This window comes from Desulfogranum japonicum DSM 18378 (assembly GCF_000429945.1).
In the GTDB taxonomy this organism is placed as follows: domain Bacteria; phylum Desulfobacterota; class Desulfobulbia; order Desulfobulbales; family Desulfobulbaceae; genus Desulfogranum; species Desulfogranum japonicum.
In genome coordinates, this window is the sequence record NZ_AUCV01000029.1 from 18460 (window position 1) to 39991 (window position 21532).

Annotated in this window: 21 protein-coding genes; 12 read left to right on the plus strand and 9 right to left on the minus strand. The window is 46.7% G+C overall.

Features of this window, described 5'->3' with window-relative positions; translation table 11 throughout:
* Window positions 1-305: 305 nt before the first annotated feature.
* The 4 genes from extJ to G493_RS33430 all read left to right on the plus strand — a co-directional run bounded on the left by extJ (window position 306) and on the right by G493_RS33430 (window position 2797).
* A complete protein-coding gene (gene extJ, locus G493_RS0113600; protein WP_028580846.1) occupies window positions 306-518 on the plus strand; it encodes a selenite/tellurite reduction operon protein ExtJ in 213 nt (70 codons plus the stop codon).
* A gap of 38 nt (window positions 519-556) precedes the next feature.
* Complete coding sequence (locus G493_RS0113605) at window positions 557-1000, plus strand: hypothetical protein (RefSeq protein WP_028580847.1); 444 nt, start codon at window positions 557-559, stop codon at window positions 998-1000.
* A gap of 314 nt (window positions 1001-1314) precedes the next feature.
* Window positions 1315-1812 (plus strand): hypothetical protein, encoded by a 498-nt coding sequence (locus tag G493_RS29230; protein WP_205623682.1) that lies wholly within the window; start codon window positions 1315-1317, stop codon window positions 1810-1812.
* Between the two features lie 316 nt (window positions 1813-2128).
* The gene (locus tag G493_RS33430) at window positions 2129-2797 is read left to right on the plus strand and encodes a hypothetical protein (protein WP_153306520.1); all 669 of its coding nucleotides are present in this window, start codon (window positions 2129-2131) and stop codon (window positions 2795-2797) included.
* 139 nt (window positions 2798-2936) lie between these two features.
* Here G493_RS33430 and G493_RS33840 read toward each other — a convergent pair whose 3' ends face one another.
* Together G493_RS33840 and G493_RS0113625 are read right to left on the minus strand one after the other, a co-directional pair.
* On the minus strand, window positions 2937-3083 hold the full coding sequence (locus G493_RS33840) for a hypothetical protein (RefSeq protein ID WP_153306521.1): 147 nt from the start codon (window positions 3081-3083) through the stop codon (window positions 2937-2939).
* The gene (locus tag G493_RS0113625; protein WP_028580850.1) at window positions 3055-3333 is read right to left on the minus strand and encodes a GrlR family regulatory protein; all 279 of its coding nucleotides are present in this window, start codon (window positions 3331-3333) and stop codon (window positions 3055-3057) included. Before G493_RS0113625 ends, G493_RS33840 begins: the two co-directional genes overlap by 29 nt.
* A gap of 111 nt (window positions 3334-3444) precedes the next feature.
* On the opposite strand from G493_RS0113625, the gene G493_RS0113630 reads away from it, so the two are divergent.
* Window positions 3445-3690, plus strand: a complete 246-nt coding sequence (locus G493_RS0113630; RefSeq protein ID WP_028580851.1) for a hypothetical protein — start codon at window positions 3445-3447, stop codon at window positions 3688-3690.
* 206 nt (window positions 3691-3896) lie between these two features.
* On the opposite strand, the gene G493_RS33440 is transcribed toward G493_RS0113630, so the two are convergent.
* From G493_RS33440 to G493_RS0113660, 6 genes are all read right to left on the minus strand, one after another.
* Window positions 3897-4067: a hypothetical protein gene (locus tag G493_RS33440; RefSeq protein ID WP_153306522.1), complete on the minus strand. Its 171-nt coding sequence runs from the start codon at window positions 4065-4067 to the stop codon at window positions 3897-3899.
* A gap of 194 nt (window positions 4068-4261) precedes the next feature.
* Window positions 4262-7348, minus strand: a complete 3087-nt coding sequence (locus tag G493_RS0113640; protein WP_028580852.1) for a response regulator — start codon at window positions 7346-7348, stop codon at window positions 4262-4264.
* A 21-nt stretch (window positions 7349-7369) separates the two neighbouring features.
* Window positions 7370-8632 carry a branched-chain amino acid ABC transporter substrate-binding protein gene (locus G493_RS29235; protein ID WP_051309293.1) on the minus strand — a complete coding sequence of 421 codons (1263 nt, stop codon included), beginning with the start codon at window positions 8630-8632 and terminating at the stop codon, window positions 7370-7372.
* A gap of 225 nt (window positions 8633-8857) precedes the next feature.
* Entirely contained in the window at window positions 8858-10147 is a 1290-nt protein-coding gene (locus G493_RS0113650; protein WP_028580853.1) for a multiheme c-type cytochrome, read from the minus strand.
* 122 nt (window positions 10148-10269) lie between these two features.
* The gene (locus tag G493_RS0113655) at window positions 10270-11502 is read right to left on the minus strand and encodes an IucA/IucC family C-terminal-domain containing protein (RefSeq protein ID WP_028580854.1); all 1233 of its coding nucleotides are present in this window, start codon (window positions 11500-11502) and stop codon (window positions 10270-10272) included.
* A gap of 305 nt (window positions 11503-11807) precedes the next feature.
* Entirely contained in the window at window positions 11808-13064 is a 1257-nt protein-coding gene (locus G493_RS0113660) for an MFS transporter (protein WP_028580855.1), read from the minus strand.
* A gap of 934 nt (window positions 13065-13998) precedes the next feature.
* On the opposite strand from G493_RS0113660, the gene G493_RS0113665 reads away from it, so the two are divergent.
* From G493_RS0113665 to G493_RS29245, 7 genes are all read left to right on the plus strand, one after another.
* Window positions 13999-16008: a CoB--CoM heterodisulfide reductase iron-sulfur subunit A family protein gene (locus G493_RS0113665; RefSeq protein WP_028580856.1), complete on the plus strand. Its 2010-nt coding sequence runs from the start codon at window positions 13999-14001 to the stop codon at window positions 16006-16008.
* An 11-nt stretch (window positions 16009-16019) separates the two neighbouring features.
* Complete coding sequence (locus tag G493_RS0113670) at window positions 16020-16523, plus strand: 4Fe-4S dicluster domain-containing protein (protein ID WP_035274492.1); 504 nt, start codon at window positions 16020-16022, stop codon at window positions 16521-16523.
* Window positions 16524-16538: 15 nt separating this feature from the next.
* A complete protein-coding gene (locus G493_RS29240; protein ID WP_035274493.1) occupies window positions 16539-17456 on the plus strand; it encodes a CoB--CoM heterodisulfide reductase iron-sulfur subunit B family protein in 918 nt (305 codons plus the stop codon).
* A gap of 2 nt (window positions 17457-17458) precedes the next feature.
* Entirely contained in the window at window positions 17459-17872 is a 414-nt protein-coding gene (locus tag G493_RS0113680; RefSeq protein ID WP_028580858.1) for a hydrogenase iron-sulfur subunit, read from the plus strand.
* Between the two features lie 2 nt (window positions 17873-17874).
* A complete protein-coding gene (locus G493_RS0113685; RefSeq protein ID WP_028580859.1) occupies window positions 17875-18882 on the plus strand; it encodes an NADH-quinone oxidoreductase subunit B family protein in 1008 nt (335 codons plus the stop codon).
* A 161-nt stretch (window positions 18883-19043) separates the two neighbouring features.
* Entirely contained in the window at window positions 19044-20510 is a 1467-nt protein-coding gene (locus G493_RS0113695) for a Ni/Fe hydrogenase subunit alpha (RefSeq protein ID WP_028580860.1), read from the plus strand.
* 137 nt (window positions 20511-20647) lie between these two features.
* Window positions 20648-21130: a hydrogenase maturation protease gene (locus G493_RS29245; protein ID WP_051309294.1), complete on the plus strand. Its 483-nt coding sequence runs from the start codon at window positions 20648-20650 to the stop codon at window positions 21128-21130.
* Between the two features lie 121 nt (window positions 21131-21251).
* On the opposite strand, the gene G493_RS0113710 is transcribed toward G493_RS29245, so the two are convergent.
* Window positions 21252-21449 (minus strand): hypothetical protein, encoded by a 198-nt coding sequence (locus G493_RS0113710; RefSeq protein WP_028580861.1) that lies wholly within the window; start codon window positions 21447-21449, stop codon window positions 21252-21254.
* Between the last annotated feature and the right edge of the window lie 83 nt (window positions 21450-21532).

Sequence of the window (21532 nt, forward strand, 5' to 3'; positions counted from 1 at the left end):
TGCTATTTTGCTCATCAGTTTTTTCCTTGTGGACATCCTGGTGTCCGTGTCCGTATGGACATGTCGCGATGCAAGCTAAAACAATGAGGTTCCACAACGGCGCATCCCTGAATCATTCTGCTTTGTATATACCCTATATTTTTATAAAGTGTTGATATTATGTGGTTACGTCGGGTCGACATCACCCTATGTCGGGTCCGATGTCCATATATGTCGGCTGACAGGCAATGACCAATCCCTTACAGTGGAATCACAAACGAGGCAAAAAATGTAATCACACAAATACTGACTAAGGAGGAAGCCTCATGAAAAAAACATTGGTCGTCACTCTGGTAACTTTTGTATCTGTTTTCATCTCAACAGCGGTCATGGCAAAATCCCAAATCTGTGAGATCACTGCCATTGAAGGTGAGCAACTCACCTTGCAATGCGATCAGGTTGAAGGGCTTTCCACGGGTGATACCGTCAAATTGAAAACAAAATCCAAAAAAACAACATCAGCAGTCGAAGGATGTTAATGAGTTCATTCCCGTAAGACAAGGAAATAGGTGAACAAATGAAAAGATATCTTAAGACATTAAGTGTTTGTAGTGTGTTTGCAATGGCTATCTGGGCTGCGGTTCCAGGCGCAGCAGAAGCAGGACATCATCATAAAGGTGTAAGCGTATCCATTAATGCTCCTGAACTTGGCATGAGTATGGTTATTGATGATTCAGGCCGGGGACCGCATTTTCGTCCGATGCACAGACCCAAGCCACATCGCAGGCCCCAGGTAACAACCACAACGACCACTACTACCACCACAACAACAACCTATCATGGGCGTCCTCACGGGAAGCCCGGATATTATAATGGCAGGGATTACAGGCCTGACCACAGGTACCCTACCCAAAATCAGTGGCATAGACCTCCACATCATGGTCAGGGACAGCATTTTGTACATTATCCCCCTCCTCCTCCCCAGGACTGGCATAGGGGACGTCTTGATCGCTGGAGATAGTAATTCTCCCTTGAAAAGATAATACAAAGGCTGCAGATCCATCGGATCTGCAGCCTTTTTTTAATCTGGACGAAGCAGGACACGAGAGGACTGTCTTGTACTGTCGTTAACGTCTATCTGTTTGATTTAGTTTGATTTCATAATTTTTTCTGAGACGGGCTTGCGTAAGTGGCTGTATATATGTTTGTATGTAAAGTTAGGTGCAGAAGTTATAGCGTAAATTGAGCAGCTGGCCTGAATATCTGTTAATTCGTTTGAGTTTTCCTGAACTCCCTCCCTTTTTCTGAACCGGGCAATGCAGAATATGTCTTCACATGATGAACTCATGTTTAAAAATGTTTGATCAATTTGGGAAAGTTCTCAAGATTTTACGGCAAGGCTGTTGGAAATCGAGTCTTTCAAGTGAACATGCCATGTATGTCTGTGTCGATTTTGATGGAACCATTGTAGATCATCAGTTCCCCAGATTGGGAGAACCGGTGCCCGGTGCAATCAGATGGTTGAAACGGTTTATTGAGCTTGATGCCAAACTGATCCTGTTTACAATGCGGTCAGATGGAATGCCCTATGGGGATGTTCTTACAGAAGCTGTTCAGTATCTCCAGCAAGAGGGAGTAGTGCTGTTTGGCATCAATCATAATCCTTCTCAGGATTCCTGGACTTCAAGTCCAAAGGCGTATGGAAATGTCTATATAGACGATGCCGCTGTAGGATGTCCGACTATCCATCCCCAGGGGTTTTCCAGGCCATGCGTTAACTGGAACATGGTTGGCCCATATGTGGAATCCATGCTGTTGACTCCACGGCAGTAGTCTGATGTTTTTAGAATAGCGTTAACGACTTCAATCTTGTAAATATTCATAGGGGTAGTGAGTAAGCTTGGCAACTCCCCTGTCTTTGAGAAGTTACTTAATCTTCTATATTCTGTGGTGGCGGTGGTCTAAAACAGAGTGGTTTCAGCCAGGTTATCTTACGGCTATATTTTGCTGTGGAGGTGAGGCCCTGTGTACGTGTACAGGTCTTTGTGCAGGTTGTGGTAGACTACTCTGTGAAGGATTGTAAAATGCCCTTAAAGACAGGTGCTTAATTCAAGAATAAATACTAATGAAGAAGGTGTGTATTGGAATTATGAAAAAAATATTTTCCTGGGTTATTGTTTTTTGCAGCCTTTTGGGGAGCCAGTACTGTATTGGTGAGGAAAATACCGATTGGAATCTGTTTCTGCCTGGTATTATTGGTTCTAAAAAGGACTGTGCTGGAGTGATTGGCGGTACTGCCTATCTGGACAATTGTGATATCTGCGTTGGCGGCAACACCGGCAATACGCCGTGTACGCAGGATTGTTCCGGTGTCTGGGGGGGCACTGCGGCCATTGATAATTGCGGCGTGTGTGTGGGCGGCACTACGGGACAAATCGCATGTACTCAGGATTGCAATGGGGTCTGGGGAGGGACCGCCACTGTCGATAGCTGCGGGATTTGCGGTGGCGATGGAACAACGTGTGACAATTTGAACCTGGGAGTGACATGTTCAGGTACTTGCGGACCTAGCTCTATTTGTCAATACAAAGATGTCGTCGGTGCCGAGGAATGTAGTGGCTCAGAACTTGACAGGCCATGCATAGGAAGTAGTGCAGGCATGTATTGTTCTGACTCCTGCTTAACAGACAATGATTGTGCAAATGGAAATATTGACATGAAATGCCTGAATAATTGTCCAGGTGCCCCTGAAGAGTATCTGGGAGTCTGCTGGAGTGAGTCGGATTATGCCATCATTAAAGGATGGTACTGTAACTGATCGTTTCCTGTAGCAAATTTCCATACTCTCCATGTAACTGCTTACAGCGGATCTAAAGTTTTCGCAAATTGGCTGGCACAGTATGTTGGCCCACATGTAAGCCAGTTTGATCGCCGAAAGATCAGAGTGCTGTGAGTGGTTATCTCTTAAAAAAAGTTGCTTCTTCAGGCCTGTTGCAAGCATCTTCCTTCCCATGCCTGTTTCGAAGGCGCAATACGGTCAGCACGACCCCATGGATCAGCCATGGGGGCTGGCCGTTATCCTGCCCAATTTTTCGTGAACTCATATTCTCCTTTACATGTGAGATGAATGACATGGTGGCCATAGGCATGCCCTTGGAGGGTAAATGTACCCAACTCTTGATCAAGTTCACCTTCCATGTAAAAAGTCGCTTCCTTGAATTTTCCTAAAGGTGCGTAGCCATTTGCTGTTCCTTGGGTGATGGTTAACACACCATTGATACACGCCTTTTTTACAGGACTGATTTGCCCCCGGATTGTGTATCCCTCTCCATTTCCTTCAATTTTTCCTTCCAAAATCTGTACAGTGTTGTTTATACAATTCTGATTCCGAGATTGTAAGTGTAAGCGGTAGTGTCCGTTTATAAGCATTTGTTAAAATATTTCGAGGAAGAGTTATGTGGGTTCATGACAGTATGGACAGCGCTGGTCATCGGCCTTTCTTGGCTTTCCGCAATTGGGGCAGGAAAGAGACACGGTTTGAGTAATGGTATTCGTACCTCTGAAGCTACACCGATTTTCCAATTGCTCCAGACGGGAGCGCAGCCCACAGACTTCTTTTCGGTATTGAGAAACTCGGTATTGCATGAACAGTGTGTATCCGGCAAGTGCACCGAAACAGACGAACAACAGATAAAACCATCCACCGATTAACTGCATGGGATATCCTCCATAAAAAAATCATGGGCGAAAACGTGCAGCAACGCTTCTCGATAAACATGAAACGTGCTCATGCTGAACGGGCAGTTTTGTGTTTATGGCGTGGGTTACAGATGAGTTGTTGTGTATGCTAACTGCCTTAGATGTTACATCATTTATCCACAGACAGGTAGAGATAAAACAGATGGAGCGAAGGCGGGCTAAACGGAGAGTTTTGTAACCGTTATAATCACACCATAATTACGTTCTTCGCGGTAAAGTATTTCTCCACCTTCATTGGCAATGATTGCATCCATGCCGTCAGCCATGAGCGGTACGCAGAGAAAAGTGAATTGCTGCCTTGGGGTCATATCTGTTAGACGTGCCCGCACGTCCGTGTATCCCCATCAGCAATCTTTTCGGTAGTCTATATCAATGCGTATTCGTTTTCTCATATTTTTTTGAGTTATCCGTTTTTTTTGAGGTCGCTGCAGCAACATTCATTTAAAATTCTGGAAAAACAATATATTATCCAGCCTTGTTGACTTGTTGCGAAATTTTGTGGTGCTTATTATTTTCCATACCCTTAACTGTCCAGTGCATCCCTCACTGCTTTTCCTAACCTTTCGATGTTGTATGGTTTTTTTAGAAAACCTCGGGCTCCTAGGGCCAGTGCATTTTTAACTGCGCTGCTTTCAGAAAAGCCGCTTATGAGTATTGCTTTTTGCTCAGGGTTGCGGTTGTGGATCTGGTTGAAAGTTTCTTCACCTGAGATCCCTGGTCCAAGGATCATATCAATGATGACCAGATCGGCGGTGTTGCTTGTAAGCCATTCCAGGGCCTGTTCACCTGTTTCTACCCCTGTAGTTTCATATCCGAGATGGTCCAGCATACGTGTCGCAATATCACGGGGCTGACGTTCATCCTCCACCACAAGAATGTGTTCGCCACTTCCTGATGCGGAGAAGGCTTCTTGCTCGGTAATGGGATGCGGCACGGCAGGCTTATCAGTACTTGGAAAATACAATTCAAAGCAAGCACCTTTATCAGGGGTGTTGGAAACAATGGCTGCCCCCTGGTGATCTTTCATTGTATTCCATACCACAGACAGTCCCAGGCCTGAACCACTTTTGGTTCCCATTGCCTTTTTACTGTAAAAAGGCTCAAAAATGTTTTCCATGTCCTGCTTGGCGATTCCCTTACCTGTGTCAACCACCCTGAGTACGGCATATTCACCCGGCTCCAGGCCATAACGTTGCAACAGTGCCTCCCCAGGGGTAACTCTCTGGGTAGATATATGTACTTTTCCTGGCTCTTCAATTGCTTCAGCAGCATTGGAAACCAGGTTCATAACACATTTTTTCACGTGGACAGGAGAACACTGTATAAGGGGAAGGTAGTCCTCGTAACTGAAAGTAAAACGTATGTGGGGACTGTTGGATTTCAGCTTGATAAACTCCGGTGAACCCAGGTATTCATTGACAAGATCATTCAGGCTGCGTACTTCCTGCACTCTGGCTACACCCCGTGCAATGGTGAGAAGATCGGCAACAACAGCGGCGGAACGCTCGCCAGCTTCTTTGAGTGCAAGGACTGGTTCTCGCAATTCGCTGTTTTTCGGCAGCTTCAACAATATGAGCTCCGGATACCCGGTAAGGGATGTTAAAATATTATTGAGATCATGGGCAACACCTCCGGCCATCAAGCCTATGGCCTCCATTTTTTGAGCACGTTGCAGCCGTTTTTCCATGACCAGTTTTTCATTTTCAGCCTGTTTTTGTTGAGTGAGGTCGTTAAAGACGAGTACTATTTCACAATTGGGCAATCGGTACACCCTTGTGTCACGCCAGCTGTCGATGTTTTTATCATGGTAATGACAAGTTGGATGTTGCTGGGGAACTCCTGTTTCCCATACCTTGCGCATCAACGGAAGTAGGCCTATATCTTCCGCAAAGGGATAGAGGTCCAGGATTGTCATACCTGCAAGGGTATTCCTTGACAGGTTGTTCATATCCATGCCTGCCTGGTTCATTTCCCTTATGCGAAAATTTCTGCCTCTGTCAACAGCTTCACACAGGGCAAGCCCGCTGCTTGAGTGTTCAAATATCTGACGAAAGAAGGCTTCATTCAGTCTGCTTGATTCCTGGGCAAGTTTCAGCTCGGCAAGGTCAAGGTCAACGCAGTAGATAGTTTTGCTTTGGTCGCTGTTCACCTGCATAACAGGTGAGGAGTAGACTGGTACCGTATTGCCGTTTTTGTGGAGGAGTTCCTGCTCAGAGGAAGGAAAAATAATACCGTGCTCGAACCAGTTGGTGAACTGAGACATACTCTGGGGACGTTGAGCAGGAGGAAGAAGCAACTCTTCAACTTTTTTGCCAAGGGCCTCGTCTGAGGTGTAGCCGTAGAATAATTCACAGGCTTTGTTCCAATAGACGATGCTTCTTGTTTCATCTAGTCCCCGTACAGCGAGTTTGGGAAGGTCGTTGACCAGATGGCGAAAACGCTGCTCACTGGCAGCAAGCTCTGCGGTACGTTTTTCCACTTCCTGTTCAAGGTTATTGATCAGGTTTTTAAGGCGCAATGCCATTGCATTAAAGATTTTACTTAACTGGCCGATTTCGTCGGTGGAATAGATCTGTACCTGGTTATCAAGCTCACCCATTGCAAATTTTTGCGCAGTATTGGTAAGCAGCAGAATATTTTTTGTAATTGTTGTGTGGGTCAGTTTGGCAATAAAGAAAAGAATCAGCGCGGAAATAACGGCAGCTGCCAGCATGACCACGCCGGTGACCAGCTTAAGTTGCTGAATAACCGTTTGAGAGGAGTTTATTTGATGTTGAACGTATTCGGTGAGCTTTTTAGACAAGGGACGGACTGTTTCTTCCTGGAGTGCAAAATCCCGAATTTTTCCCTCAAGTTCTTGATCAACATCGAGTAATGCATTGGAAAGTTTTTTCTGCTCAATAAAGAGTTGATATAACCTTTCAGCATCCTGCAGCTTGAGAGATGCGTGCCGCAGAGTGACCTGGATCTCTTCAAGTGCATTTGTTGAAGACTGCATGAGGTAGCGCTGGCGGCTCAGCAGGTAATCCTTAAAATACGAGAATGCTTCTCTATGCATGGCCCGTAGATCCGGATATTTACCAAGAGCCTTGTCGAGTTCTAGGTAGACATTGTTCAGTCTGGTTTCCAGGCCGCGTTCAGGAGCCACTTTTTGTGTAATCAGCTCCACCGCCTCAATGGATGTTGCCGCAAAGCGATTGGCAGAGCTGAGATAGAGGTTTAAATCAGCCCTGCTGATCGTTACCTTCTGCTCAGGTGTCTGCGAATATAAAAGGGTCTTCAGGCGTGTGCTGATACGTATGACTTCAGCGATTTCCCTTATGGCTGGCTGGGCATATTGTTCATGGGCTTTTTGGAGGCCAAGATAGGGGTAGTGAATAAGAAAATTGGCATGTAGCCTTTTCGCTCTTTCAAGGCCACGGTCCATTTGCAGAACCAGCTGGCCTATTTTCATGCTGTTATGAATTTTCATTTCTGCCCGGTGAATATGGCGAAATGCAATAAGGCCTGTGCCGATTATAAGGAGAATAAGCAGGAAGAGCAGAGAAAAAGCCAGACTGAATTTGGTTGTTATACCCAGATCATTCCAATTCAGTCGCTGTTTTTTCATATCAGGTTTGATCCACAAGGTTTAAAGGTGTTCTGGATAGGTATAGAGAACGTTTTTTTCAAGACCTTTTACACCGGCGCTCGGGTCTTCCAGGCGAAGAATGTTGAATACGGAGGTTCCGCAATCCCCATATCTGTCGCAGGTAAGTGAGCCGCTTACGGCATCATAATTGGCTATGGAATGAAGCATATTCCGCAAGGCTTGTCTGCCAATGTACAGGCTGCCGTCAGGCGAGGTTACTGATATGTTTTTTATGGCATAGAAGAGCATGTCCGCGGCATCATATGCCGTGATATAATAGCTGGTGGACGGAAGGGAGCCGAATTTTTGCAGGTATGCCGTTGTGAGCTGTTCGGTTTTTGCCCCTTCCGGAGGGCGTGGACCAACAAAGTAGAGGCCAATACCCCTATTGCCCACCGTATCAATGAAACTTTGTTCTATAAGGGCACCGTCGCTCATCAATATCAGATCTGATAGCTCGGGACTGGCTTTTGCCTGTAGTAATATTAGGTTGCCTTCAGGTTGAAATAACGGAAAAAAAAGGAGCTCGGCACCGGCTTGAGAAACCGCAGCAAGGACAGGCTGCATTTCGGTTTCCCCTTTGGCGATGGCTGCTCCCAAGACAATTTCACCGCCCAGCTCGGCAAAAGAATTGCTGAAACTCATGATCAGCCCTTTGCTGTAAATGTCTCCGTCATTGAGCGTAGCTGCTTTGCGAACCCCAAGTTTGTTAAAGGCAAAGAATGCAGCTGCTTTACCTGCGTTTTCTTCATTGCTAGCAGTGCGGAAAAATCCAGGCTGCCAATGTTGGCCAGCGACTCCGTTGACAGACGTCAGGTGTGGAGATGAATTGTTTCCTGATATCATGGTGAGCCCTGCGTCGGACATTACCTGGGAAGCCGTCATAGCCGCCTGTGAGCATGTTGTTCCAAAAATGGCAACGCTTTGAGGGTCAGCAATGATTTTAAGGGCGGCATTGGCACCACCTTCTGCGGTGCAACCTGTATCTTCAACCTGCAAGGCGATAGGATGGCCTAAAAGAATATTATTGTGTTTTTCCAGGGCCAATTCCAGCCCATGCAATTGTGCGAGGCCAAGGGGGAGAACTTTGGCGTGCAGCGCCTGGAGCACACCGATTTTTATCGGTTGGCCGGGGCCTACATGAACGCAGCCGAGTTTATCTGTGCAGGTAAACTCTTTTTCAGGTTGCCGGCAACCGTTCAGTGTGACAAGTATGAGGATGAATATAAGGAGAACGCAGGGAGTGCGATGGGCTGTCTGCATGGGCAGAACTCCAGTAAAAGGCTGTTTTCCTTTTTAAAAGGTATATGAGCTTGATTTGATACACCATACTGGAGAAAATGTATTCGGTCAATCGAAGTGTTTTTCATGTATGGTCTCCCTTTGGCAGGGGAGCGGAATCTGTCGGTGATATCCTAAAGGCGAGGAGGGCAAAAGGGACACTGCTTTGACAGTACCCCTTTTTTGTGTGTCCTAAACAGGCGGGGATTATTCGATTTTTCCTGCAGCCATGCGTTGTTTGTAGATGTGCTTCAGTTCATAGAGATCCTGTTGCAGCTCAAATACTCCATGCCAATGGGCATAGTCGGGTCCTCCCATGGCTGCACCATGACGCATGCGCCGTCCCTGATGATGCCACAGGTGGTAGTATATTTTTTGGAATTCATCATCCCACGGATTCTTTTTAACCAGCCCTTTTTCCTTGAGTTCCTTTAGCATTTTGTCTGCCACATCGAAGTAGCCTTCATTGTAGAGCTCTATATGATTATCTGTCTGCTCAAAGAAGTTGTCGGTGTGGGTTTTGGTGTGGCAGTTGCTGCACACCTGTTTCATCAAGGCGCGTCCTTTTTCACCATCGCCGGTTAACATGCTGAGCGGATCTGAAGAGTTTCTGATATTTGATCTTTTTGCCCACAAATTCCATTTCAATCGTTCTGAAATGTTGTGGGTGCTTTCAAGTTCACCAATGCCGCTCTGATGACACACTGCACAGGTAGGTGCGCGGTAGTCGCCAGGTTCCCAGGAAGCCGTTGGGCTGGAATAATTCCATTCACCGCCTTCGCTGTTATAGATATGGCCGTGTTTGCTGTTGTTGTATACCTCTATGTCAGGATGGTCTGGTCCCAAGTGACAGCTTGCACAGGCTGCAGGTTTTCTTGCTTCAGCAAGGTTGAAACGGTGCCTGGTATGGCAGACTACACAGTTGCCAACAGAACCATCTGGGTAGATTGTGCCTATTCCTGCGGCAGGCCATCCTTCTTTATTCGGCCTGTTGTCGGCTCCCAGTGTAACGACTGATCCATGACACTGCATGCAGCCCGTCATATCCGCAGCGTTTTTGAACTTTTCAATACCCTGGCCTTCGTGGGTTTCCATGAGGGCTTTCATACTTTTATAGTTACGTCCGTCTTCGGCATGGTATTGCAGGCTCGCCCGATAGTGCCCGCTGGCATTGAATTGTTCAACTTGCTCACTATGACAGTTGGCACAGACATTTGGTGTAACTGCCACTGTTATGTACGTTGCTGTTCCTTTTACTCCGGGACATGCTTGTGACGCCAGCGGGGAGTCGGCATCAACACTGTGGCAATCAATGCAGGAGACGCCCTCCTCACTGTGCCGACTGTTTTTCCAGTCTGTCACAATGCCGGGTTGCTTTTCAGCATGACATGTAATGCATTTTTGTCCTTCCACTTCAGTTGCGTTGGCAGCGCTTCCTGTCAAAAAGAAAGCAGCAGCCAGGCTGAGAGTGAGGGCTCCTGAGGTACGTAGTCGCATGTACTCCTCCTGTGTTTTCGGTTTATGGATGATGGCTATGGGGATTGCCCCAAGGTACTGATAGCGCTGTGGCAGAAAATGAACCAATGAAAGAAAAAACATCATCTATGGAAAGACTCTCACTATGGCCTCCATGTAGGTTTTTTACCTGTGTTTTTGTATAGGGGTTTGTTGAATTGGTCACGTTTTGAGCTGAAATAATAAATTGTTTTAGGCATATAAAGGTCGTGCTCTGGAAAAAAATCTACAAAATATTCTTTGCAGGATGCCTGAAAATCCATGAGTTTAAGATCTGGGAAATAGTGTTGAGCGCATTGTATCAAAGGCTCAAAGAAATGGTGTCCCATGAACATGTCATAGGTAATACTGAGAAATTCTCCAGATTCCATGCGATTGTACATGTTGCAAGTATCACTGGATATGCCCCTGTCACGTCGGCGACGCATATCTATACCAACACTGAGATCACGGTGGACGATACGTTGAATGTGACCTGTATCGCTTACTTCCAGCAGGATATTCTGGCCATGGGGTTCAAGCATGTAGCCCAGCTGGAGAAAACACTCTATCCAATGGCGAATGATGGGAAACATGATGTTATCGAGAAGGTATTGTGATGGAGAACAGGTATCGATGAGGTCCAGCAGGAGAGGTTTCTTTTCGGGATTAAAGGTCTGGGTACCGTATAAAGCAAAACCTGGTATCAGGAATTTTTGTTTTCCTGGGCAAGGGGGAAAAGGCGTCATTTCACGAATGAGGTAGCCCCACTGCTCTCTGGTTTTTACGGTTTCATCGTGAAGAGCCGTTTTTTTAATGGAAACGCCAATAACTTCTCTTAAAAAAGCAAACTGAGTATCCAGTGATGGTATGCTCTGTTCCAATTCGTGGGAAACATTGATTGCCTGCTCAATGACCTCGTCACGCATTTTACGGCTATACCTGGATACCTTGAATGGAAAGTGAACCTTGGCAGCATGGGGAGGAAGCCCGGAGTGCTTTACATACAGTGTTCTGGTAGAAGAACTTGGCTCTACGCATAGTGGCTGCAGCCGGGTTCCATAATTTTTTACGATGCGAAGATATGCATCATTATCAAGCGTCTGCAGAACCTGCGGGTGAATACAGAAAAGAATTTTGTTGTCACCCGGCATGTAAAAATCGAGTAGAGCCGGATCTGGATTTGCCGTATACGTATGCACCTGTTCACAATCCAGTGCAAACAGCGTGAGGTCAAAGCAGGGTGTGGCAGAGTTTGGTTGAAATTGTGTCTGGGCTTCGGTGTATGCCGATTGGTCGGAATAGGCTCTTGTGCCCTCGTTGTAATAACGGTCCAGATGTGCAAGAGATGGGAACATTGGCGTAACTCCTGCGCTGTAGAGTATCAGGTTGAATTCTCTGGTAACCAGTATACGCCAAGTTACATGGGGAATCTATGAAAAGAGGCAAAATGATAAAAAATTATGATGAAGATATGACTGGGCCTGTATGCATACAATGTAACAGCCCACAGTGTAGCTGATCTTTCCACGTTCAGCCTGGTTTACGTATAATACAATACGCTGCGCCAGCCTGCTTGCGAAACCTCAGGTCACCTGTAACCGGTTACAAAGACGAGAGACTTTCAAGCTTATCGGTTATCCCTGTGAGTAGTTACCATAAACTATTGTTTATCGGTCTGATATAAAATGAAGCCTCCAAGCACAAACAAGAGAAGGATGCTCAATATTCCCCAGCGTGTTTCCCCTGTCAGACGAGCCACGATGCCCATCAGTAGCGGGCCGCTGATAGCGGCGAACTTGCCGAATACATTGTAAAATCCAAAGAATTCAGCACTTTGATCAGCGGGAATGAGTTTGGCAAAGTAGCTGCGACTCAAAGCCTGAATACCGCCCATGGAGGAGGCAACCATGGTGGCGATGATCCAGAACAGAGTGACCTGGCTGCCATGACCAGCGAGTGAGGGGAGAAAAAAAGCCAAAAGGGTGACCAGAGAGTAGACAGCAATACCGGCAAGAAGCATATTGCGGGCGGAAAAATGGGCTGCAAGTTTGCCATAAAGCAGGGCGAACGGGAAGGCTACAACCTGGATATAAAGAAGGACCGCTATCAGCAGGGTACTGTCAAAGCCCAGGTCGTATCCATAGGCGGTGGACATGCTGATGATGGTTCCTACGCCATCGATATAGAAAAAATAGGCAAGAAGGAAAATAAAGACCTGACGGTGCTGTCTGATGTGTTTGATTGTTTGATAAAGTCTGGAAAAACTTTCTTTAAGCGGTGAATCAGGGGCGGGAAGGGCGTGTACCTGACGGACTGTGCACAGAGTCGGGATGGAAAGGAGCAGCCACCACACTCCGACGATAACAAAGCCGATTTTTACTTCATCGGGTGGGAGTGTGCTCCCCTGAAGGCCTGCAGACAGGACAAGGCCAATGACTGCTATGAAGGGAATGACACTCCCTATGTAGCCATACCCATATCCTCTGGCTGAAACCCTGTCCATACGTTCTGGAGGAGAAACATCCACCAGCAGTGCGTCATAGAAAACATTGGCGCCTGCCCAGCCGACCCGTGCGGCAACAAAAAGACCCAGGCAGAGCAACCATTGTCCTTGAGTGATAAGCGCCAGGCAGAAAGTAAAGAACAGGCCAATGCAAAGAAAGAAAGCGAAAAAGGAGACTTTTCGCTGTTTGTAATCTGCAAGGCTTCCAAGGATTGGTGACAGCATGGCCAGGATAAAAGAGGCTGTGGAGTTTGCAAAACCCCAGTTGGCCGTACTTACCGCATCAGGGAGATCAGCTGCTGCGTATTGTTTAAAAAACAGGGGCATGATGGCTGTGACCATAACCAACACAAAGGCTGAATTGCCAGCGTCATAAAGTATCCAGCTTTGTTCTGCGATTGCTTTTTTTTTCATGTACCACCATGTGTAGTCCGTATTTTCCAGGGCCTTTTAAAGTGGACTTGAAAACCCGTTTGTTGTTCAGGGAAATTCAAAAAAATCGCCCAAATTTGGCGATCTGCTTTGTTGCTGAACGTTAGAAGTCAGCCGCTGGTTCACTTTGGCCGGATGTCCGATGCCTGTTATAAATTCGGGATAGGTCTATTTTAAGTAACTGCTTACAGTGCCCCTGATCTTTCCGTGAATATCCTGGCTTACGTATGGGGCGTTACGCTACGCCAGCCTGCTAATATCTCAGCCACCCTGTAGGCAATTATCAAGCAGGAGAGTTGCCAGAGTTAGTCACTGACCCTATGCGCAGTTACCATTTTGATTACTGTGTACTTTACAGTCTGTGTGTCCTGAATGCCCATCTTTTTCACGTCGAACGATTAAAATACGTATTTTGTATGGATGTGCTTCTGCATTGCCTGCCCAGGTAATCAATACATTCTTTTCTGCTCATCTGGTCCAACAAGTATTCCAGTCACATTCATATTCTTTCTTGGTTTTATCAATTGAATTTATATGTGCTTACTGTGCTTAAGCAACGAATATGTGGTCTATTCTTTATAACATTCTGAAATAGTTTAAAGTTATACAATTCTATCTTTTTTCAAGTGTTCTAATTTGTGCTTTTGCACAAAACGAATTAGTCTTAATTATTAAATTGTCAAAATTTGATGTGCCAATTGTGCAAAAAAACAGTTGCGAGATTTTTACAGGCTGGATACTAGAAAAGGAGCGATTTTAAAAGGACTTAGTATCGAAATGACAGATGTTATTGTTCAGTTTTTTTGATGAATGCTTTTCAAGAGTATACAAGGGGGAGATTTTTAAGCAGTATTTTCGTTGTTTAAGGGATCATATTCTTTAGGGAGTAATTCAATAGACCAATAAGGAGGCCCGTATGGCAAAAGTCGGCGTGTACGTATGTCATTGTGGTTCAAACATTGCCGGCGTGATCGACGTAGAGGCGGTTCGTGATTTTGCAGCAACTCTCCCGGACGTCGTTATCGCACGAAAAGACCTGTTCATGTGTTCTGATTCAGGGCAGGAAATGGTTAAGCAGGATGTACGTGATGGATTGGTAGACAGGGTGGTAGTGGCGGCTTGTACACCGCGTACCCATGAACCGATCTTTCGGGCGGCAATAGAGAAGGCAGGATTGAATAAGTATCTTTTTGAGATGGCCAACATTCGTGATCAGGCAAGTTGGGTGCATGGCCATGATCATGAGGGGGCGACTGAAAAGGCTAAAAAAGTGGTTGCCTCAGCTGTGGCGAAAGCCCGCTATCTGGAATCTTTGGAAGATAAATATGTCGACGTTACCGACGCAGCCCTGGTTATTGGTGGCGGTATCGGAGGAATCAGCGCAGCGCTTGAATTGGCCAATATGGGGCATAAGACATATCTGGTGGAAAAACAGCCATCCATTGGCGGGGTCATGGCTCAGCTGGATAAGACCTTTCCTACCAATGACTGTTCAGCCTGTATCCTGACCCCAATGATGGTTGAAGCCTATAATCATCCAAATATTGAGACCATGACCTATTCAGAGGTGGATGATGTCTCCGGCTATATAGGGAATTTTACCGTCAAGGTACGACAGAAGCAGACCTATGTGGATTGGGCCAAGTGCACCGGTTGCGGCGACTGTGCAACCAAATGTCCTGCCAAAACTCCAGATGAATTTAATGCGGGTTTATCTGAAAGACGCGCTGCTTTCATAATGTTCCCCCAGGCTGTTCCCAAAAAAGCTGTCATTGATATGGCTCACTGTCTGAACTGTGCCGGAAGAGAAATAGGGACTATCCCCAAGGTCAATGCCAAGACGGGAAAACAGATTTTGGCCCCCTGTGAAAAGGTGTGTCCGGCTAATGCCATTGATCGGTCCATTGCCCATGATCCCAAGGGCGCGATTAAAGAAATAGAGGTGGGGTCGATTGTAGTGGCTACAGGGTATAAAGTGATGGAGAAAGAATGGTTTAAGGAGATGGCTCCCAGTTCTCCCAATGTGATCACAGCGCTTCAGTTGGAACGTTTGATCAGTGCCACCGGCCCTACAGAGGGCAAGCTGTTGCGGCCCTCTGATCATCAAAAACCAAAGACTCTTACCTTTGTTTCCTGCATGGGATCACGGGATAAGAAGTTCCATACCTACTGCTCCCGTTTTTGTTGCATGTACATGATTAAGCAGGCCCGACTGTTGAAAGAAAAATATCCGGATCTGGTTATTAACATGCACTTTATTGATGTGCGTACGGCTGGCAAGGATTACGACGAGTATTATACCGGCGCACGCAATATGGGAATCAACTTTTTTAAAGGAAAAGTGGGCGGGCTTGAAATGCTTCCTGAGGATAAGCTCCGCGTGCTTGCCTATGACATGGAGTCTGCAACCAATATTGAATATGAGTCTGACCTTGTCATATTAGCTACAGCTGTCGAGCTTCCCGAAGATGCAACTTCCCTGGCTCAAAAGCTTGGTCTGCAATTCTGTGGTTCAAAATTCTTCCGTGAATTACATCCAAAATTAGGTCCAGTCGAAACATCAACCGAAGGCTTGTTCCTGGCTGGATGCTGTCAGGGGCCAAAGGATATTCCCGATACAGTTTCCCAGGCAAAAGGAGCAGCGGCAGCAGCAGCGGTTCCGTTGGCCCAGGGCAAGGTCAAGATCGAACCTATTATTTCAGAAGTGCGCACCGAGGTGTGCAGCGGCTGTGGCATCTGTGTTCCGCTTTGTCCATATAAGGCGATTTCCATGCGTGAGTTCGGTGGCGAGTTGCGGGCACATATTGAAATATCAGCATGTAAAGGATGCGGGGTGTGTACTTCTGCCTGTCCTTCGGCTGCTATCGTGCTTCATGGCTATGAAGAAGATCAGATTTTTGCACAGATCGCTGCATTGACAGCCTAGGGGGGGACTTTATGAAAATCGAACAGAAGAAAATCGATGAGGCTGTGCAGACCATTACGGGGTATGGCGGACACGGTATTCTCAACTGTGTACAGTGTGGTGCCTGTTCTGCTGTCTGTCCCGGTGTGAAAGCGGGCTTTTCGCTGCTGTGCAGAAATCTTATCCGGCATTTGCTTAATGGAGAGTTGGAAGAAATCATTGAAGATCCTTCATCCTGGGGCTGTCAGGCGTGCAACCGCTGTACTGAAATTTGTCCTCAGGATGTGAGGCCACAGGAGGTTGTTTTTGCCTTTCGGCGCTATCAAGCCAACGAGATGGCTTTTTCCACCTCTGCCGTAACCAGTCAGATGAACCTGTACGAAACCGGCCATGCCGTTTTCACCGATGCTCGGGAGTTGCGTAAGAAGGTCGGGCTGCCTGCAGAACCACCTACGTCTGCATATAATGAAAAGGCGCAGCGGGAAATTCAGGCATTGATTAACAGCGGGCCCATGGGTGAGTTGGGCTTATTTTAAGGGAGGCAGTCATTCATGGAAAAGATAGGATTATACCTGGGGTGCAATATCCCCATGAAAGCACCGGATATTGAGCAGTCGTTTCGCAACATACTGCCTGAATTCGGTTATCAGCCTGTAGATCTTGAGGGTGCTACCTGTTGTCCTGCCTGGGGTACTGCCCCTTCCTTTGATATGGATACCTGGTGTGCTGTTTCCAGCCGTAATATTACCATCGCTGAAGAAAAGGAGGTGGATGTCATTACTGGCTGCAACTCCTGTTTTGGTGTGCTTTCGGAGGCGAAACATTTTCTTGAAGACAAAGCCCGGCGTACTGCGGTCAATGCAAAGCTTGCAGAAATCGGCCGAGAATTTAAAGGAACTTCCGATATCTATCATATTGCCCATTTGTTGCATAACAAGGTCGGTGTAGACAGGATTCGGGATAAGTTGAAATACAGTTTTAAAGGAATGAAAATAGCGGTGCAGACCGGCTGTCATACTCTCTGGCCAAGTGATGTGTATAAGGTGAAGGAAGAAAATCCCTATTACCCGACCATCCTTAAAGAGCTGTGCGAAGCCACGGGCGCTGACGTCCCCCATTATTCCCGCCTGGAAGCATGTTGCGGGATGGGCGGTATGCGGTCCACAGATGTGGAAAAGTCACTGAAGCTTTTTGCTGAAAAGTTGTTCTCCATCAAGGAAGAGGTTGATCCGGATATTATTGTGACAACCTGCTCATCCTGTTTTCTGCAGTTTGATATGTCTCAGCCTATTTTGAAAGAACGCGGAGTCATAGACTTCGAACCAATCCCCACCTTTTATTATACTCAGATTCTGGCCTTAGCCATGGGATTTGATCCTGCGCAGGTTGCCGCGATCTCCCAGATTGACAGGAGTCAGATCATTGCCGATATGCAAAGTGAACGACGATTGGTCAAGGAGGTAGCCTAACCATGTCATTTAGTCCGAATATTGTTGGATTTGCCTGTCAGTGGTGCACCTATGCGGGTGCAGATTTAGCCGGAAACCTGCGAGCTAAATATCCTCCTACGGTGAAACTTATAAAAGTTCCCTGTTCCGGGAGGGTTGAGCCTGAACATGTCCTGGAAGCCTTTGCCAATGGTGCAGACGGTGTATTGATTGGCGGCTGTCACTTTGGGGACTGTCATTATAAAACCGGTAACTATAAAACCAGCCGGCGGATCGCTATTTATGAGAAACTTCTTAAAGATAGCGGCTTTGAAGCTGATCGCCTTCGCTTGGAGTGGATATCCGGAGCTGAAGGATACCGTTTTGCTGAGGTGATTGAGGAGTTTACCAAACAGTTGCAGGAAATGGGGCCCAGCCCAATGAATGGAGGGGTATGACGATGGCTGAAAAAGTAAAAACAGCATTTCTGCTGGCAGGAGGGTGTGCTGGTTGTGAAATGAGTGTCGTTGATCTGTCCGAGGCTCTTGTGGGTGCATTGGAGCATCTGGAAATCGTGTTTTGGGCACCTACCGTCGCTGATGTAAAGTATAAGGATCTCGAAGATATGCCGGATAAATCCATTGATCTGGCCTTTGTCGACGGCATGATTCGTAACAGTGAAAATGAGCATACTGTAAAGGTGCTCCGGCAAAAATCCAAGGTTCTGGTTGCTTTTGGTGCCTGTGCATCATTGGGGGGCATTGCCGCTCTTGGTGATTTACACACCAAGGAAGAGCTTTTCAAACAGGCCTATAAGGATTCTTTTTCCACTGATAATCCGGAGGGAATCTATCCCACCCCAGAGTATCTCCTGGATGGCAAATACAACCTGACTATCCCAACGTTTCTTGATAGGTGTTCCACCATTGATCAGATCGTTGATGTGGAATATTACGTAGGGGGCTGCCCGCCTCACCCGTCTTTTGTAGGAAAGCTTATTGAAGCTATTTTAGCTGGAAATCTGCCAGCTCCCGGATCCTGGCTGACCAGTGGTAAGGCTGTCTGTGAAAGCTGCTCCCGCAACCCTGCTAAAGATGGTGTTGAAAGGTTGCCCGTGGGTGACATCAAGCGCACCATAGATGGTACTCCGGATTCAGATAAGTGTCTTCTGCAGCAGGGCTATATGTGTTTTGGTCCCGTTACCCAGGGTGATTGCGGCGGCTCGTGCCTTAATGTGAATATCCCCTGTCGAGGCTGCGGTGGCCCCATACCAGGCGTAAAGGATTTTGGTGCCCGCTGTGTCAGTATGATAGCTTCCAGTCTGGCAGATGATGCGACAGCGCAGAAGTTCATCGATCAATATAATGATATGGCAAAGATGTTTTATCGCTATAGTCATACTGCAAACAGACTGAATCACAAAATTGCCGGGATGAAAGAACAAAAGGTGTCTGAGGCGTGTAAGTGAAAAGGTAAGCTGGAGACCTTGAATAATTGTTATTAGCAAAATAAGCGTTATGCGTATATTGAACAATCATAGTATTCAAGGCTCCTATTTATCTGCAGAGGCATGTTATACCCGCCTGGCCATGGGCCAGTGCAGAGAAAGAGACTGCAAGGAGCAGCAACATGAAGAAGATCGAAATTAATCCCATTACTCGTCTCGAAGGTCACGGGAAGATAGCTATTTTTCTTGATGACCAGGGCAATGTAGACGATGCTTTTTTCCAGACCGTGGAATTTAGAGGGTTTGAAAAATTCCTTCAAGGGATGCCTATGGAAGAAGTGCCACGCACTGTTTCGACAGTGTGCGGTGTGTGCCGTGGTGTTCATTATATGGCTTCGACCAAAGCTGCTGACGGTGTTTTCGGGGTCACGCCTCCATCAGCAGGTCGTAAATTGCGTGAGCTGTTTTTCAATGCCCATTATGTTGAAGATCATGCTGTTATCCTCTATGCCCTCGGCTTTCCCGATTTTGTGGTAGGCCCGGAAGCCAACCCTGCAGAGAGGAACGTGGTCGGCCTGATTAACGCTGTGGGGGCGGAGGTCGGCAAGGAAGTCCTGCGAAAACGGGGGCTTGCCGTGAAGATTTTTGAATTGCTCGGCGGAAAACCCAACCATGCGGTGGCAGCCCTGCCCGGTGGGTGGTCCAAAAGCCTCAATGAAGAAGAGCGTAAACAGATTGAAGAGTGGTCCAAGGAGTTGGTTGAGCTTGGCGAACTTACGCTGAAAATATTTGACGATGTGGTCCTGCAAAATGATGACTACATGAAGCTGGTAACCGGTGATGTTTTTAAAGTGGAAGTCGGTTACATGGGCTCCGTCAATGATAAGGATCAGATAACCTACTATGACGGCACTCAGAAGATCATTGACAGTGCCGGTAAGCCGGTGGGCAGTTTTACTGGAAAGGAATATCTCGATTTTATTTCCGAACGTGTGCAGCCATGGACCTATTTGAAATTTCCCTACCAGAAAAAAATCGGTGACTGGCAGGGAATAGTTGAGGGGCCGGGTACCAATATTTACAGTGTCGGGCCATTGGCCAGGTTGAATATTGTCAAAGAGATGGATACACCCAAAGCCCAGGCTCATTTTGAAAAGTTCCACGCAACTTTCGGGGCCAAGCCTGTGCACAACATTCTTGCCTACCATTGGGCACGCGCCATAGAGTTGCTCAACGCTGCTGAGAAGTGCCTGGAGCTGTCCCGTGATCCGGAAATTACCAGTAAAGACATCTGGAATAAACCCACTTCCTGCCCTGGTGAAGGTGTTGGCGTCATCGAGGCACCGCGCGGAACTCTTATTCATCATTACTGTACTGATGATAAGGGGATCGTGACAGATGCCAACCTTATTGTGGCAACCACCCACAATAATGCGCCCATTAATCTTGCTGTAAAGAAGGCAGCCAAGCATTTTATCAAAGGTGGTGAAGTGCCTGAAAGCATGTTGAACTATGTGGAGATGGCATTCAGACCGTATGATTTATGTCTTGCCTGTGCTACCCATACGGTAACAGGTGGGCAAACTCCCATGGAAATCGAGATTTATGACAGCAAAGGCGGGTTGTACAAATCAATGAAAAATTTCTGATATGTATTTTTCATCCGGGAAATGGGGGATGAACTGGATTTCGTAAATATTGATACGAAAAATACGGGATAGATGACCCATAGTCAGGAGGCCGGGCGTTTCATGCACGGCCTCTCCTCTTGATTTGGAGTGCTTGTATGAGCGAAAAATGTGTTGTGGTAGGTATCGGTAATCCGTATCTGCAGGATGATCGCGCTGGCGTGGTAGTTGTGGAGAAGCTTGAAGAACAAGGGGTTCCCTGTAATACGGAGATAGTCTATACCGTGGGTTTCGAAGTTATGGACAAGGTAAAAGGCTATGATCGGGCGATCATTGTGGATGCCTGTATGCTGGGCAATGAACCTGGATCCATTCTGGAAGTAACCATGGACGATATTTTTACCACCAGTTCATTGGTTAATTCCCATGCAATCACTTTGGGAACAACTCTGAAAACAGGGTATCTTTGTTTTCAGGAAGAAATGCCAAAAGAAATTCAGATTGTTTTGATTGAAGTCAAGGATATCAAGGAGTTTACTCAGGTGATGTCACCGGAAGTGGACAAGGCGGTCGAGGTAGTGGTGGATCGTATCAAGTCATTGGTTTGTCATTGGCACACTGCAATTCCCAGTGGTTCCTGAGACTGTGAGAAATGATTCAGGGAATCTGTATCAGGATCCCCTGAATCATGGTGCTGCGGGGCGCAATACCCTTGAGAGGATCGCGCTGTAAGTGGTTTTTATATGATGTCCTGTGTTTGTTTTACCCGTTTACTGCCACCAGGGTCAGGCCCAGTTTCTCTTCTGCTTCTTTAATCTTTGCCACTTGTTCTTCGCTCAGTTCGGCAGCGCTCAGAGCATTGCATGAATACGCGAGGATAGGTCTTCCTAAATCTTTTTCCAGGTCATTGATGGCTTTCAGGCTGTCCTGTGCTACATCCGGTGCTATTGAACAAAGCATAGTGCATTCTCCGTGTTGTGTTGGGGGGATTACTTGTTATTTCTTATCGATATAGTAAGTGGTAATCAGGGTTACAGCAATAC

Excerpts from the sequence above, each read along its gene's own strand:
- extJ (WP_028580846.1), top strand. The coding sequence starts at position 306 with ATGAAAAAAACATTGGTCGTCACTCTGGTAACTTTTGTATCTGTTTTC.
- G493_RS0113605 (WP_028580847.1), top strand. The coding sequence starts at position 557 with ATGAAAAGATATCTTAAGACATTAAGTGTTTGTAGTGTGTTTGCAATG.
- G493_RS29230 (WP_205623682.1), top strand. The coding sequence starts at position 1,315 with ATGATGAACTCATGTTTAAAAATGTTTGATCAATTTGGGAAAGTTCTC.
- G493_RS33430 (WP_153306520.1), top strand. The coding sequence starts at position 2,129 with ATGAAAAAAATATTTTCCTGGGTTATTGTTTTTTGCAGCCTTTTGGGG.
- G493_RS33840 (WP_153306521.1), bottom strand. The coding sequence starts at position 3,083 with ATGAGTTCACGAAAAATTGGGCAGGATAACGGCCAGCCCCCATGGCTG.
- G493_RS0113630 (WP_028580851.1), top strand. The coding sequence starts at position 3,445 with ATGACAGTATGGACAGCGCTGGTCATCGGCCTTTCTTGGCTTTCCGCA.
- G493_RS0113640 (WP_028580852.1), bottom strand. The coding sequence starts at position 7,348 with ATGAAAAAACAGCGACTGAATTGGAATGATCTGGGTATAACAACCAAA.
- G493_RS29235 (WP_051309293.1), bottom strand. The coding sequence starts at position 8,632 with ATGCAGACAGCCCATCGCACTCCCTGCGTTCTCCTTATATTCATCCTC.
- G493_RS0113650 (WP_028580853.1), bottom strand. The coding sequence starts at position 10,147 with ATGCGACTACGTACCTCAGGAGCCCTCACTCTCAGCCTGGCTGCTGCT.
- G493_RS0113655 (WP_028580854.1), bottom strand. The coding sequence starts at position 11,502 with ATGTTCCCATCTCTTGCACATCTGGACCGTTATTACAACGAGGGCACA.
- G493_RS0113660 (WP_028580855.1), bottom strand. The coding sequence starts at position 13,064 with ATGAAAAAAAAAGCAATCGCAGAACAAAGCTGGATACTTTATGACGCT.
- G493_RS0113665 (WP_028580856.1), top strand. The coding sequence starts at position 13,999 with ATGGCAAAAGTCGGCGTGTACGTATGTCATTGTGGTTCAAACATTGCC.
- G493_RS0113670 (WP_035274492.1), top strand. The coding sequence starts at position 16,020 with ATGAAAATCGAACAGAAGAAAATCGATGAGGCTGTGCAGACCATTACG.
- G493_RS29240 (WP_035274493.1), top strand. The coding sequence starts at position 16,539 with ATGGAAAAGATAGGATTATACCTGGGGTGCAATATCCCCATGAAAGCA.
- G493_RS0113680 (WP_028580858.1), top strand. The coding sequence starts at position 17,459 with ATGTCATTTAGTCCGAATATTGTTGGATTTGCCTGTCAGTGGTGCACC.
- G493_RS0113685 (WP_028580859.1), top strand. The coding sequence starts at position 17,875 with ATGGCTGAAAAAGTAAAAACAGCATTTCTGCTGGCAGGAGGGTGTGCT.
- G493_RS0113695 (WP_028580860.1), top strand. The coding sequence starts at position 19,044 with ATGAAGAAGATCGAAATTAATCCCATTACTCGTCTCGAAGGTCACGGG.
- G493_RS29245 (WP_051309294.1), top strand. The coding sequence starts at position 20,648 with ATGAGCGAAAAATGTGTTGTGGTAGGTATCGGTAATCCGTATCTGCAG.
- G493_RS0113710 (WP_028580861.1), bottom strand. The coding sequence starts at position 21,449 with ATGCTTTGTTCAATAGCACCGGATGTAGCACAGGACAGCCTGAAAGCC.